The sequence below is a fragment of the Jannaschia donghaensis genome (genome assembly GCF_001403795.1).
GTDB lineage: Bacteria > Pseudomonadota > Alphaproteobacteria > Rhodobacterales > Rhodobacteraceae > Jannaschia > Jannaschia donghaensis.
The window spans coordinates 1,587,016-1,601,340 of the sequence record NZ_CXSU01000012.1 but is presented as its reverse complement, the minus strand read 5'-3'; the positions used below and the strand labels follow the sequence as shown (position 1 = coordinate 1,601,340).

Here is a 14,325-nt window from a genome sequence, read left to right as displayed (position 1 = left end):
GGACTCTTCCGTACTGCTAGCAGTGATGCTTGTTCCGGTAGCCATAGCCGGCCTGTTGATCCCACTCCTGACTGGATCGGTTCTTACTCTGCATTTCACGAGCCGCCGCTTGGACGCGCTCGCGAACGAAAACTAACTGGCGCGCAACGCCACAAAAGAAAGAAGGCACGGAAATGTCCGGCAAGTATGACGATTTGAGCAAGGCACAACTGATCGAGCTTCTGGAAAAGCGTGACCGAACCAAGAAACTTGGTTTGGTTTGGGAGCGCGACGAGATCGCAGCGGATCAGGCCATCGATGAGAACTTCATTGCCTGCGAGATCGTGCCCGAGTTGTCGGACAAGCCTGCGCCCTGGGCGAATATGGTCATTGAGGGCGACAACTTCGATGCCCTGCGTTGGCTTCGGATGACATTATCCGGGCGGGTAAAGTGTATTTATGTCGACCCACCATACAACACTGGCAACAAAGACTGGGTCTACAACGACCGCTACATGGACAAAGAAAACCGTTTTCGGCAATCCACGTGGCTGGATTTCTTGTACCAACGCTTCACCCTTGCGCGCGACCTGCTAGACGAGAACGGCGTGATGCTAGTTTCAATAAACGACGAGCAAAGGGCGCTCTTGGAACTCATGCTGGATGAAGCAATGCCGGGCATGAAACTGGGCTGCTTCGTCTGGCGGACAAGGAAAGGTGGGTACGATAGTGGCAATTTCAGTAAGGATCATGACTTCGTGCTGGCGTACCGAAAGCCGAGGTTCGAGTTTCATGGAACCGAGAAAAATCGCAACGACTACTCCAACCCAGACAACGATAGTCGAGGGGACTGGACCGATGATCCCCTTCAGCAACCAAAGACCTATAAACAGCGGAAGAACGCCGTCTATTTCATAACTGATCCTGAGACAGGCATTGCCTACCCGCCAAACCCCAATCGCGTTTGGTCGGTTGGGCAAAAAGGCGACAAGGGTTTGACGGAAAAACCGTGGGAAGACTTGTTGGAAGAAGGTCTGTTGGTGTTCAAAAAGAAGGGTCAGTACGTCCAGTATGATTCATTGGATGAGCTCTGCGCAGCCATCGACGACAAGACCGCGCACAAATTTGCTAGGCGCGATCTTCCAAACATCGAGGATTGGGTTGGACGAAAAATCGGTCTCGGAAGCGTCCGCATCAAGAAATTCTTGAAGGATCGTGACGACGATGAGGTGAACCCCCTCTCCAGCCTACTGGACGGTGTAACGACTGAGGACAGCCTGTCAGTTAAAGTTGGAAAGACAACCGAAGGCACTCGTGAAGTTCGAGCGGTATTTGGGGAAAGCGCATTCGAGTATCCGAAACCGGTCTCATTGATCCGCGAGCTAGTTCGTCAATCTGCTGGATCAGGTGACATTGTCCTCGATTTCTTTGCAGGCTCTGCGACTACAGCGCAAGCCGTAATGGAACTGAACGCAGAGGACGGGATAGATCGACGCTTCATCATGGTGTCCTCTACCGAAGCGACAGAAGACGAGCCGGACAAGAACCTTTGCCGAGATGTTACAGCCGAAAGGATTCGGCTGTTAAATGCGCGCGATGACCCAAAATATGACAGCCTCGCCGCCCCGTTTGCCTATCTACGCACCCGTGAGATCGCGTTTGAGGATCTGGACTACGACCTCGCACCCAAGGACGCCTGGGCCGCCCTTGAAACGCTCCACGGCCTGCCTCTGACGATTTATGACGGCTCGGCAGCTTGGAATGCGCATGAAGGCGAAGGCGTCACGCTTGTCATGGTCGACAAGTACGATGCTGCGTTGTTGGACTGGCTGCGCGAAAGGTCGCGCAAAAACGTCTTTGTCTACGCTTGGGCTCCCGGTCAATTGGCCCGGGAGCTTGGCGACGTAGAGGTCGAAATCCGTTCTGTCCGCGACACGCTCGTCCGAGGTTTTCAGCAATGAGCGACGGTCGCTACGCACTTGCCAAATACCAGGAGCGCGCGGTCGAAGCGCTGACTGGCGTTGTTAAGAAGATCGCGGAATACCACGACGACCGGCCTAAAGATCGCCAACAGATTGCCCTAAAAAGTGGCGTAACCTTGCTGCAAGCCCCCACCGGTTCCGGCAAGACGCTGGTGCTGGGCCGGGTACTCGAAGGGCTGCGAGGCGGGCTTTCGCGCCCTGTGGTTTGGTTCTGGTTCGCGCCCTATGCCGGGCTAGTGACGCAAACCCGAGAGTCCATTGTGGATCAGTGTGGCGCGTTGCGGGTGCGAGATATCTCCAAGGATCGGGAGCCTGTGGGCACTCGGGATGGCGACGTATTTGTCCAAACCTGGGGCGCAGTGGCCGCGAACAACAAGGATGCCCGCAAAGTGCGGCGCACAAAGGAGAGTGCGTTATCGCTGGATGACATGATCGAGACGCTCCGCGATGACGGTTTCTTTGTGGGGGTTGTGATTGACGAAGCGCATCTGAACTTTGGAGCGTCCGCCCAGGCGGCAGCGAATTTCTACCTCAACACCCTCAAGCCAGATTTCACGATCCTGGCTACTGCCACGCCGAACGACGATAAGCTGGACGCCTTTGAGGTTAAGGCCGGGATCGAAGTGGCAAGCCGCGTCATCGTCCCGCGCGATGACGTTGTGTTGTCGGGCTTGAACAAGGAAGGCCTGATGATGGGCGTGATCCGCATGAGCGATGCGGACCGCGATCTGGTGGACCACGAGCAAGCGACGTTAACGGCTGGATGGACCCAGCATCTGAGGGTGAAGTCGCGCTTGGAAGAGCGGGGCATCGCACTCACCCCCTTGATGTTGGTACAGGTCGAGGATCAGGCCAAAGGCGGAGAAGACCCGGTTGAGCGTGTTCGCCAGAAGCTTGTCGAAGTCGGCGTTCCCGAGAGCGCAATCGCGACGCACACCTCAGGTCAACCCGACCCGGATTTCCATACCCTCGCTTACGATCCGGACAAGCAGGTTCTGATCTTCAAAGTTGCTGTTGCAACCGGCTTTGATGCCCCGCGAGCGTGGACACTCGTCTCGGTTCGCCCGAACCGCGGCAAGGAGTTTGGTCTTCAAATCGTTGGACGGATCATGCGCGTCCACCCACTCATTCGACCTTTCCATGGGGAAGACGATTTGTTGGACCGGGGGTATGTGTTCCTCACTGATCCTGAGATGCAGGCAGGCTTGGACGCCGCTGTCGAAGAGGTGAAAGCGGTCAGACAGAGTATCGAGCTTCTGACAGACAGATTGGATGTCTTCGAGTTTGGAAGTGCGTCTAAGCCATTGGTCAGCAATTCCTTTGCTCTCACAGCAACGGCCACACCGCAAACTCCGTCAGACCCTGAAGAACGCCAGCTTCGCCTTTCAAACTTGATCGAACAGGGGCTTGTAAAGCCAGAGGTTGAAGACCTTCCCGAGGAAGAGCAAGACCGTGCAATTCTCGCTGGCGAAGCTTGGCAGGAAATGACGCAAACACCGTTATTCGGAAATTTGCCCGAGACGGAGCGGCCATCGACGTCGGCGGGACAGTCTAAGCCCAACTTGCGCCCATATCCGTTGCGTACAGATATCGACTTGCCGAGCGGGCTGTGGCGCGAATTGCCGCCCGATCCAGGTAATGCAGACAAGCTTGTTGAAGATATCGCAAAGGTTTTTTGCAGCACGTCTAACATCGTTTCGCTGCTTCAAAAGAAACGCACAAAAGCCAAGATGAGCCTGCGGGACTTGTTTGCTGAAGACGTGTCTGAAGAGGTCGATCTTCGCCTGCGGCTTTCAAACGCCCGAGTCGCTGAAAAGGCTCAGATGGCCTTTAACTTCAACGACGCGATAGACCCTCGGTTGCTTAAGCGTTCCATGATTTCCGAGTTGCGGCGGATCGTTGACGACGAAGGCATTGAGGCTGAGGAGCGCGACTTAAGACGCGCTCTGGACCTCGCAGTCATGGGCGAGCCTGAAAAGCTCAAAGAGGCTATGAAAACGGCCCAGGGTCGCAACGTGAGGTTATCAGATGCTGAGCCAATCCCATCGAGCTACTACGGCCCGGACGGTTTGAAGGAAGCAAGAAAGTCCGCGTATGGCGTTTTTCCGGCACGTCTGAACACCGAAGAAACGAGCTTTGCCGAAGTGCTGGACGCCGACGGTACGGGAATGGTGCTTTGGTGGATGCGGAACCCCGAGAACGAACGATGGGCCACCAGGATTGTTTTGCCAAGTGGCAAAAACTTCTTCCCTGACTTTGTGGTTGGTGTTGCTGGACGTGCAACTCCAAATGCAATTGCGCTCGTTGAGATCAAAGATGACGGGGAGACCGGACGTCTTCAGTCGGATCGTAACATCGACAAGATACGCGTCCAACACAGGGAGTATCGCAACGTTTTCTGGACCTATCGAGACAACCGTGAATGGGTTCGAGCGCGTTACGCCGAAGGTTTGCACCGCATCCTGCCGAAGGACATGTTCCAGATTTCAGAGATGGTTTTCTTAGAGTGATAGTTGAGAAGTGCACATGACAAGACGATTTGAAATCGACGCAGAAACCCTCCCGGACCTTCCTGGAATGATGCTTGTCACGGTCGAGGCACTCAAAGACCTCGGCGGGTCGGCAACGATCCAGGAGCTCGACGAAAAGGTGATTGAGCTGGAGGGCGTGACGGAGGCCGAACAGGCTTTCACCATGCCCCGCGACGAAAACCGGACACGTGTGAATTACTACCTCGCCTGGGCGCGGACGTACCTGAAACGCGGTGGCGCGTTGAACAACTCAAAGCGCGGGGTTTGGGCGCTGACCGAAACGGGTTCCGCGATCTCCGACCTAAGCGCGACGCAAGCGATTTACGATCAGGTGACGCAGGAAGAACGCGAGCGCGCACGCTTGAAGCGTTTGGCCGCCAAGAAGGCGGACGCGGAAAGAGGCGAAGAAATTGAGATCATGGCCGAAGATGGTCCCGCTGACGAGGAAGACTGGAAGTCCGCTCTTCTCGCCGTCCTGGGCAAGATGACCCCTGACGGGTTCGAGCGGCTAGCGCAACGGCTTCTGCGCGAAGCGGGCTTCACAAAGGTTGAGGTGCGCGGGAAATCCGGTGATGGCGGGATCGACGGTGTTGGAGTTTTGCGCGTAAACTTGGTGTCGTTCCAGGTCTACTTTCAGTGCAAGCGTTGGAAGGGCAGTGTCGGCTCAAAGGAAATCCGCGACTTCCGAGGGGCATTGCAAGGCCGCGCTGACAAAGGACTTTTCATTACGACGGGGCACTTTACGAGCCAAGCTTCAGACGAAGCGACTCGAGATGGTGCAATCGCAATTGACCTAATCGATGGTGATCGGTTGTGCGAGCTACTCAAGGAGAACCGTTTAGGTGTACAGACTCGCATGATTGAGCAAATGAGCATACATACAAAGTGGTTCAATGGGATTTGACTCGTGTACTCCGCTGGCAGCAAGGACATTTCTCGTTCCGAAACATGTGCTTGCGAGCCTATGCGAAGCACCATGTCTAGGCACAGCGCACCCTTGGCGCACTAAATCTTGTAGTTGTGGTTGCGCAATTGTGCGCACTTCTGCTAACAAGTGCGAAAGACAAGAGGGGGACGACGTGACTGGCAAACAACGCCTGACAGTTTTGTTGGATCCAGAACTGGCCAAGGACTTTGAAGCCTTCTGTGAAGAAAACTCGCACAAGAAAAGCACCTTTGTTGCTCATCTAATCAAAGAGTTTTTGAAGAAGGAAGGCTACCCGGATCAAGCTCGGCTCTTATAAGGAGGGGACGCATGTACAGTTCAGAGACGCTGCTTGATTGGCAGAAAGATCAGTACACTCATGACATGAGAAATCATTTTGATATCCTGTCGCTCCACAAGCAAGATCGCTTGAAGCATTATGCTATGCACTTTGCAAAATACGCTGGCAGAATTGCCCGTGGCGATGCTGAAGAAAAGACGCCAGAGCGGACTTTCACTGATGCGCTTCTGGTTTGTCTGAGCGCGGCGAACACTCTCCACCAAAAACTAGAATATAGCCCAAACAAGTCCAATGAGACGTTTTTGGTCCGCCTCACCGATGCCGCGGGTAGAGTTAACGATGCCGCGGAGAAGATCGATCATCTTGAACCCTTCATAGAAATCGCCCGCGACGGCAACCAAGATATTTTGGACGCGTTGCTAGACTTCTCAGTGGCGGAATCTCTCAATGTCGAAGATTGCTTGGCTTCGCGGCGTTCCGAGCTGAAAGAACGCCAGTTCTTTGTAAGGTAGTTTAGATGGCTTTTTGGGGTAAGGCACGGTGGCTTGCTGAGGGCAAAAGAGGCTACCGAAGATGCCCCGTACTTCCATGGGAAGAAGAGAAGGTTGAGTCCGCTGGATACCGACTGTCAGTTGGCGCGGAATACTTTGTAAACGGCGGAGGAGAGTCCACCGTCGAGAAACTTGAGAGCCGTGAAGGCTTCGTTATTGAACCTGGGCAATTTGCATTCATCCTCACCAAGGAAAAAGTCTATATCTCGAAATCAGCCATCGGGTTTATCTCGATTCGAGCGTCGATAAAGTTCTTGGGCCTCGTCAACGTTTCGGGCTTTCAAGTAAATCCTGGCTTCTGCGGCAACCTCGTTTTCGCAGTATTCAACGCCGGGCCAAAGCACGTTAACTTGCGCGAGGGAGACGAAATATTTTCTCTCTGGATTGCGGATTTGGACGCAACTGTCGATGAAACGAGCGAAGACACAGGTAAAATTCCCAATAATTTGGATAAAATTCCGAGTGACGTCATCAATGGGATCGCAGGTGAAGCCTTAACGGCTTACCAACTTTCAGATCAGATATCAGAATTGAAAGCGGAGCTTCAGAAGATTAAGAACTATGCCTTGCGGGCGGTCTTGATCCTCACTGTGGTTTCAAGCGTCGTATTTGCGGTCTTTGGCAAGTCACTTGTGCAGGCAATTTTTCCAAGCGGTACAGCTACACAAACGGAACAGCCGGTCGAACAATCCAGCGATGGCTCTTAGTGCCGCAACCCCCTTTCCGCATGGGCCTCCTGGCTGTCTAGCTGTCCCTCAATCTCTCGGCGGCGGCTTTCGCTAAGGTCAAGCTCTGCTGCAAGCTCTCGTCCAGCGTCTTGTAGCTCGCCTCGTCGTTCAGCAATCCGCTCAAGGCCTTCATGGATGCGGCCTGTGAACGAATGAGCAAGGTCACGCAGTCTTTCAAGCCAGCCAGCTCCTTCTCGATCCTGCCGGTCGAGCGCGTCTCCAAGGCGGTCAAGTCCCTCGCGGAGGCCTCTGAGGCCGTCACCAACCGCTCGACGCAGGCGAGCAAGTCGCGTTCCAAGGCTGTCAGTTGGGTCATCTAATCCTCCTCGATCCGTATGCAGGTGACGTGTCTCTCGCCCATCGTGCAGGTCCTGAGCCGCGTTTTCGACGGGTCCAGGATCAGCCAGGTCCCCTGGGGTCGCTCGATCCGCGTCAGGCCCATCTCGGTCAGTTCCGAGCGTGTCAGATGCACCGTCCAGAAAAAGCTCGCGGCCATCATCAAGGCGATCCCCGTCAGCACCATTGCCGCGATCAGCCAAGGCGAGATCGTCAGCCACAGGCGGATCGCCCTCAGCCGCGTCTCGAAGATGCTCGCGGTCTCGGTCTGAAACTGGCGCGTATCGCTCGCGATGGTATGCTGCGCGGCGCCCACAATGTTCTTCAAATCGATCCTGAAGCTCTTGAGCTGGGACGAGATCGAGGCGACGTGTTCCTGCCTGATCTCGTCGAGCTCCGCGTTCAGTTTCTCGCTCAGCCGGACCCTGTTGCCAGTCTTCATGGAAAATCTCTCCTTTCAGCCGCCAGCGCTCACCGGTCTCGGGATCGCGGGCGGTGATGTAGGCCTTGCCGGTGCGCGGCAGGTCGAAGCCTGCGTCGGTGAGCGCGTCGACCATGGACGCGCGATCCGTGATCAGGCCCATATCGATCTGGTCCTGTATCCAGGCGTGCAGCTCGTCCCGGCCCTGGGCACGGGTTGGGGCTTCGACGGTGTCACGGACCTCCTGAGCCCGCTCCACATCCATTGGATCGGCCCAACCGTGCCGCTGGTTCATCACGTCCCGTAGGCTGTCATAGGCGTCCTGAAAGCCCGGTGGCGCGATGTTCAGGCTCTTGCCCGTCGTCAGCTCCAGGCGCGGGGTACAGAAGTGCAGCTCGACCCGGCCTTCGTGGCGATGGCGGACCCAGAGCACCTCATATTGCTCAGGGTCAAGCCCCGCGAAGGCAAGCCGCTCGAACTGGTCCATGACCTCGGCCTGCTGGTCCTCGGTCGGGTCGTCGCTGTCCGCAAAGCTGATCACGCCCGCCCGGTAGGTCCATTGGTGGCGGCTGGCGTCGATCAGGGCTTCGGTGCGTTCGGGGTTGCCCCGCATAACCTCGGGCAGCGGGTCGCGGGTGACGGTCTTGGGCAGACCGTCCGCATCGCGGATCAGGTCGCGGTTGCTGTCATAGGCCAGCACGCGCTCGGCCACGAGGTAGCCGACCGGACCCACGCCCGCGCCTTTGCCGTTGGGGAAGAACTTGATCAGCACCGCCGCGCCTCATCGAGAAGCGCGGCGAGCTGGCGTTCGATCACCACGAGGCGGCGCGCGACGGTCAGTGTGTCGAGGTCCGTGCGCCCAACCTTCATGGCATGGTTCAGCCAGCGGGCGATCTGGTTGACGTTGCCGCCAATGCGGCCGACGGCCAGCACGAGCGCCGGATCAACGCGAGGGATGGGCTTGCGACGGCGTGCCTCGGTCAGGCCAAGCGCCTCGCGCAGAAGGGTCGAGGCGGGCAGTCCAGCGGCTTCGGCCTTGGCGCGCAGCTGGGCCTTCTCAGACGCGGTGCAGCGGAAGACAAAGGTCTCGGTCAGCGACTCTTTGGCGGGGGCTTTACCCGCGCCGGTGGGGTTCGAAGGGGAGGCGTGCCGCCCCTCGCAAGGTCCCATGTCAGCAGCGCCAGCGTATGACATGGGTCGCCTTGCTGTTTGCGCTTCGGTGGGATCGGTATGGCTCATGATCTGAGGCCTACCGCCTGGATTTGCACCTCTGTCACCAGCTTCGCGGCCAGCAATGCATCGACTTGGCCGGGCGTGATATGGCGGCACAGAGGGTGCTTGTCGGCGACCCAGTTGGCCAGGCCTGCCAGCATCTCGACCTCCCTCGCCTTCGACTCTTCGCGGTTCTTGGCAATGTCCTCGACATAAGCCCGCCACCTGCTGGACCTGAACCAGTTGTCCGAGAAACAGACCTTCGACCGGGTGAAACCCGCACTCTCGGACGCGTAAACCTTCACGGCCTGCAACAGGTCATCAGCCTCCGTTCCAGCGTCCAGGATGTCCCTGATCCGCGCGAGGCACTCAGCCTTCCCACGCAGACGGTCGGGCGGATAGGCCGCCAAAACCTTCTCAGCCTCTTCATCCTCCGCCACCACGCGCTCGCGCGTAGGTGGTTTATGGATGGTTTTAGGATGGTTTGGGGGCCGTGGTGGCCCCGGTACCCCGGCCACTGTGGCCCCCGTTCCGGGTCCAGTCTGGACGGGGTCCACGGTGGCCCCCGTCTCGATATCGGGTTCGGCGGTCAGTTCCAGCGCCTCAATGCGTGCGAGATCGATCCGATAAACGACTGTGAATCCGTTCTTGCACCCCCGCGCGCCGGTCTCGATCAGAATGCCTTCCCTCAGAAAGTCCCGGATCGTCCGCTTGACCGTGGTCTCCCCAAGCTCGGTGTGCCGCTGGATCGTCCCCTTCGAACACCAGATGCCCGAGCCATCATCCGAGGCCTTATCGGCCAGAAACATGATGATCTGCTTGCGCGTGGCACTGCCAAACTTCCGCTCGGCACAAGCATTCGCAACCCGCCAGCTCATCGGATGGCCTCGGGGCCAAGGTTTGACAATTCGCTGCTAAGTGCTTGATGCGCCGTGGTGGGTTTGACAGAATTTTCAGACCTATCCTGTTGAGCCTTATCAATAAGCTTCGGTTTGAAAATCCTCGTGTCGGTGGTTCGATTCCGCCCCCGGGCACCATTATAGCAATAAAAATGTATGTATTACAGTATATTGCGTGGGCATTGCGAAGATTTATCCCCCAAAGCATCCCCCAGCTAACCCCGTTTGACGTTCTTCCAGCTGTCTGCTGAACAATAAGTACTTTGGCCCGTACCTACGATATCGATTGGCATATGGTCACCCTGATAGTCGGTCAGGGCGGGAAGCAGACATTCGCTGCAAGTGCGCACAGCCGCAATCGGACCACGCAAAGCTGACATTCCCCGCAAAATCAGGTGCTGTAGCACCGATTGACGCGCCTTCTGTTGAGTCTTGGGGCCGTTCATGGCTGTGCATCACCGGCAGGGGACGTTAGCTTGAGCCTCAAAGTACTTTTTTTTTGAGGTTGGCACTTGAAAATCATCGACAACATTTCTGTCCTTTTGGGAGATGAACTGAAAGCAGGGGCCGAAGCTGGTGCAAAAATCCGAGTGGCGGCCAGTTGCTTTTCGATCTTTGCATATGAAGCGCTGAGGGATGAGTTGGAAAGCGTTCAGGAACTCGAATTCATCTTAACGGATCCAACTTTCATTCCAAACGAGGCTCTAAGTCGATCAAAGAAAGAGAAGCGGGAATTTTTCATCCCGAAACAGCTTAGGGAAACCGCACTCTACGGCACAGAGTTCGAGATTCATCTTCGCAATAAGTTGACCCAAAAGGCCATTGCACGACAATGTGCGGACTGGATCCGGGAAAAAGCCACCTTCAAATCTAACGCAACAGATGCACCGATGCAGCAGTTTGCGCATATCGAAGCACGTAAAGGTAACCGAGTTTTCTCGCCAATCAGCGGGTTTTCAGCGGTCGACTTGGGCTACCAGCCAGGCAACGCTGTGTCGAACTTCACCCATGCTTTCGAAGACGACCTTTCTGCAAAGACATATCTTTCCCTGTTTGATCAGGTTTGGGCGAATCCTGCTAACGTCCAAGATGTGACAGAACAGGTGCTTCAACACATTGAGGCCGTGTACCAGGAGAATTCACCGCAAAGAATTTACTTCCTGATCCTGTACAACCTCTTCAAGGAATTCCTTGAAGAGGTTGATGACGATGTGCTGCCCAATGACCAAACGGGATATCTAGATAGTCTCGTTTGGAACAAGTTGTTCAACTACCAAAGAGACGCAGCTACGGGGGTCATCAATAAGCTGGAGACGTACAATGGCTGCATCCTCGCGGACAGTGTCGGCTTGGGAAAAACTTTTACCGCGCTGGCGGTAGTCAAGTATTATGAACTACGGAACAAATCTGTTCTGGTTCTCTGCCCCAAAAAGCTCGCCGACAATTGGCGCAACTACAACACGAATCTAAAAACGAACCAGTTTGCGGCTGATCGCTTTAACTACGACGTCCTTTGTCACACCGACCTATCAAGAACGTCTGGTGAGTCCTTGGGAATACCGCTGGATAGGGTGAATTGGGGCAACTATGATCTCATTGTAATTGATGAATCGCACAATTTTCGGAATAACGACGTCTACAAAGATCGGGAAACACGATATCAAAAGCTGATGAACAAGGTCATCAGGGCCGGTGTGAAGACAAAAGTCCTGATGCTTTCCGCGACCCCGGTGAACAACAGGTTCACTGACCTTCGCAACCAGCTTGCACTGGCATATGAAGGCCACTCGGACACGTTGAACCGCAACCTTAAGACCAAATCCAGTGTCGAAGAGATTTTCCGCAAGGCCCAAACGGCCTTCAACACTTGGGCTGAGCTTCCTCCAGCGGAACGCACAGCACAATCCATTCTTAGAGCGCTTGATCTTGATTTCTTTGAGCTATTGGACTCTGTGACGATTGCGCGTTCTCGGAAGCACATCGAACAGTTCTACGATACTGCCGATATTGGCCCGTTTCCAGAACGTAAGAAGCCCATTTCCCATCACCTACCGATCACGTTTCGCGAGGACGTTGTGGGGTTTGACGAGATTTATAGCGACTTGTCACTGCTCAAAATGGCCGTCTACGCACCGGTGAACTACATCCAACCCAGCCGCCTCACAAAATACGAAGAGCTCTACGACACCAAGACGGAGGGCTCTAAAGGAACTTTGCGCCAGGCCGACCGAGAGCGAAGCCTACAAGCGCTGATGACAACGAACCTTCTGAAACGCCTTGAAAGCTCAGTCGAGGCATTCCGACTTACACTGGGTGCGCTCGACCGAAACATCGCCGCTATGCTGGATGCCATCGATCGCTTTGAGGCGAGTGGTGGCAACGGCAGGATTGAAGACGTTTTCAATGACCTGGACAACTTGGATACAGACGATGATGACCTGTCGGGACTTGGCGAATTCACCATCGGAAAGAAGATCCAGATCGACCTTGCTGATATGGACATTCCCACATGGAAGGCCGACTTGGGAGGCGACCGCGAGATCATCCAAGGCTTACTGACCGAAATGGAAAAGGTTGGCGTCGAAGAGGACGCCAAACTTCAGCACCTGATTGACGTCATCAAGCAGAAAATGGCCGCCCCCTTGAACCCTGGCAATCGCAAGGTTCTGATCTTCACGGCCTACGCAGATACGGCGGAATACCTTTATCGACATGTCGCACCAGCCCTGAAGGCTGCGATGGATTCCGAAACCGGCATCGTCACGGGCTCGGGCAACCCAAAAACGACCTTGAAGCCTCACTATGGCTTCCAGTCGGTTCTGACGCTCTTCGCCCCCAAGGCGAAAGAGAAAGCACTGATAATGCCGGAGGTGCCAGATGAGCTGGACATTCTGATCGGCACCGACTGCATTTCCGAAGGGCAAAACCTGCAGGATTGCGATTATCTGATCAACTACGACATCCACTGGAACCCGGTCAGGATCGTTCAGCGGTTCGGCCGCGTGGATCGTATTGGATCGCCCAACTCTGCTATCCAGCTGGTCAACTACTGGCCAGACATCTCGCTGGACGAATACATCAACCTCAAGGAACGCGTCGAAAACCGAATGCACATCGTCGACCTCGCAGGCACCGGCGAAGACAACGTTCTAACGGCAAAAAGCAGCGATACCGCATATCGCAAGGACCAGCTCCAGCGCCTTCAGGACGAGGTGATCGAGCTGGAGGACGTCAAGACAGGTGTCTCAATCACGGATCTTGGCCTGAATGACTTCCGCATGGACCTGCTCAACTACACCAAGGAACATGGCGACCTGTCTGGCCAACCCAAGGGCCTTCACGCCATCGTCCCGTCCAACCCGGCGAAAGGCCTGGAGCCCGGCGTGATCTTTGCCCTGCGCAACATCCACCCTGATGTAAACGTCAACCAGCAGAACCGGTTGCACCCTTACTACTTGATCTACCTCGACAACGACGCAAACGTCATCGCCGACCACACCGAGGTGAAGCGCCTGCTCGACCTGATCCGCTCCAGCTGCAAGGGTCTCGACAAACCAATCAAGGCGCTCTGCGATGCCTTCAATGCCGATACCAAAGACGGGCGTGAGATGGGCAAATACTCAAAACTTCTCAGCCACGCGATCAAATCCATGATCGAGGTGAAGGAAGAACGCGATCTCGACAGCCTCTTTTCCGGCGGGCACACCACCGCGCTCACCCACACCATCGCCGGGCTCGATGACTTTGAGCTGCTCGCCTTCATCGTCGTGAGGGACGCTGCATGACCGCGCTCTACGACTACCCCAAATCGACGTTCCTGAAGCGCGTCGTGCCCAAGACGCGGATCTATGACCGGGTTCAGGCCACCACAGCGCTCAAGGACAAGTTCGTCGCGCAGGTGGACCAGATCACATGGCGCGCCAAATTGGCCCCGGAAACCGTCAACCTGCCCGCCACCAAATCCGTGCCGGAAATACAGGTGTTCCGCGTCTCGTTGAAAACTGACGCTGTACATGACGACGTGCTGCGGGCCATCGACCGCGCCATCCCCTTTCCCATCCTGTTTGAACTGGAACAAGACGGCCAAATCCAGATCGCCGCCGCCCACAAACGCCCGTCCGTCGCGGACGCGACCAAATGGGTGCTCTCGGACTATCTGCGCTCGGATTGGCTGCCCGCCGATACGCCCCGCAGCCCATTGCCAGTGGCGCTGAACCTTGGCGTGCTTTATGAACAAATCTTAACGGCGCTCATGCCGATCGTGCCCCAAACGGCGGAATCCCTGAGCGCGCGGATGGACCGGACCTACGCCCTCAAAACCAAAGAGCGTGAGATCAGCCAGCTGAAATCCAGGTTGAAACGCGAGACGCAATTCAACATCAAAATGACACTGCACGGTCAGCTGCGTGAGGCGCAGGCGGACTTCGAGCATCTGAAAAAGCCGGAATAGGCCCAAGAAA

At 55.8% G+C, this 14,325-nt stretch carries 11 protein-coding genes; 8 read left to right on the top strand and 3 right to left on the bottom strand.

The window, feature by feature from the left end; genetic code table 11:
• Positions 1-173: 173 nt before the first annotated feature.
• From JDO7802_RS17075 to JDO7802_RS17055, 6 genes are all read left to right on the top strand, one after another.
• Positions 174-1,940: a site-specific DNA-methyltransferase gene (locus JDO7802_RS17075; protein WP_055087108.1), complete on the top strand. Its 1,767-nt coding sequence runs from the start codon at positions 174-176 to the stop codon at positions 1,938-1,940.
• Positions 1,937-4,471, top strand: a complete 2,535-nt coding sequence (locus JDO7802_RS17070; RefSeq protein ID WP_055087107.1) for a DEAD/DEAH box helicase — start codon at positions 1,937-1,939, stop codon at positions 4,469-4,471. The genes JDO7802_RS17075 and JDO7802_RS17070 overlap by 4 nt, the downstream gene beginning before the upstream one ends.
• A 16-nt stretch (positions 4,472-4,487) precedes the next feature.
• Entirely contained in the window at positions 4,488-5,396 is a 909-nt protein-coding gene (locus JDO7802_RS17065) for a restriction endonuclease (protein WP_083481216.1), read from the top strand.
• Between the two features lie 175 nt (positions 5,397-5,571).
• Complete coding sequence (locus JDO7802_RS18100) at positions 5,572-5,736, top strand: CopG family transcriptional regulator (RefSeq protein ID WP_144430669.1); 165 nt, start codon at positions 5,572-5,574, stop codon at positions 5,734-5,736.
• A gap of 11 nt (positions 5,737-5,747) precedes the next feature.
• Entirely contained in the window at positions 5,748-6,230 is a 483-nt protein-coding gene (locus tag JDO7802_RS17060; protein ID WP_055087106.1) for a hypothetical protein, read from the top strand.
• A 5-nt stretch (positions 6,231-6,235) separates the two neighbouring features.
• Positions 6,236-6,976 (top strand): dCTP deaminase domain-containing protein, encoded by a 741-nt coding sequence (locus JDO7802_RS17055; protein WP_055087105.1) that lies wholly within the window; start codon positions 6,236-6,238, stop codon positions 6,974-6,976.
• Here the strand turns inward: JDO7802_RS17055 and JDO7802_RS17795 are convergent.
• From JDO7802_RS17795 to JDO7802_RS17030, 3 genes are read right to left on the bottom strand one after another with little or no spacing between them, the layout of a single operon-like run.
• The gene (locus JDO7802_RS17795; RefSeq protein ID WP_083481215.1) at positions 6,973-8,526 is read right to left on the bottom strand and encodes a relaxase family protein; all 1,554 of its coding nucleotides are present in this window, start codon (positions 8,524-8,526) and stop codon (positions 6,973-6,975) included. The genes JDO7802_RS17055 and JDO7802_RS17795 overlap by 4 nt on opposite strands.
• Entirely contained in the window at positions 8,520-8,993 is a 474-nt protein-coding gene (locus JDO7802_RS18635; protein WP_245624224.1) for a plasmid mobilization protein, read from the bottom strand. Before JDO7802_RS18635 ends, JDO7802_RS17795 begins: the two co-directional genes overlap by 7 nt.
• On the bottom strand, positions 8,990-9,844 hold the full coding sequence (locus JDO7802_RS17030) for a hypothetical protein (RefSeq protein ID WP_055087101.1): 855 nt from the start codon (positions 9,842-9,844) through the stop codon (positions 8,990-8,992). Before JDO7802_RS17030 ends, JDO7802_RS18635 begins: the two co-directional genes overlap by 4 nt.
• Before the next feature lie 533 nt (positions 9,845-10,377).
• Here JDO7802_RS17030 and JDO7802_RS17025 point away from each other — a divergent pair.
• Together JDO7802_RS17025 and JDO7802_RS17020 are read left to right on the top strand one after the other, a co-directional pair.
• Positions 10,378-13,650, top strand: a complete 3,273-nt coding sequence (locus JDO7802_RS17025; protein ID WP_055087100.1) for a helicase-related protein — start codon at positions 10,378-10,380, stop codon at positions 13,648-13,650.
• Positions 13,647-14,315 (top strand): DUF4391 domain-containing protein, encoded by a 669-nt coding sequence (locus JDO7802_RS17020; RefSeq protein ID WP_055087099.1) that lies wholly within the window; start codon positions 13,647-13,649, stop codon positions 14,313-14,315. Before JDO7802_RS17025 ends, JDO7802_RS17020 begins: the two co-directional genes overlap by 4 nt.
• The last annotated feature ends 10 nt before the right edge of the window (positions 14,316-14,325 follow it).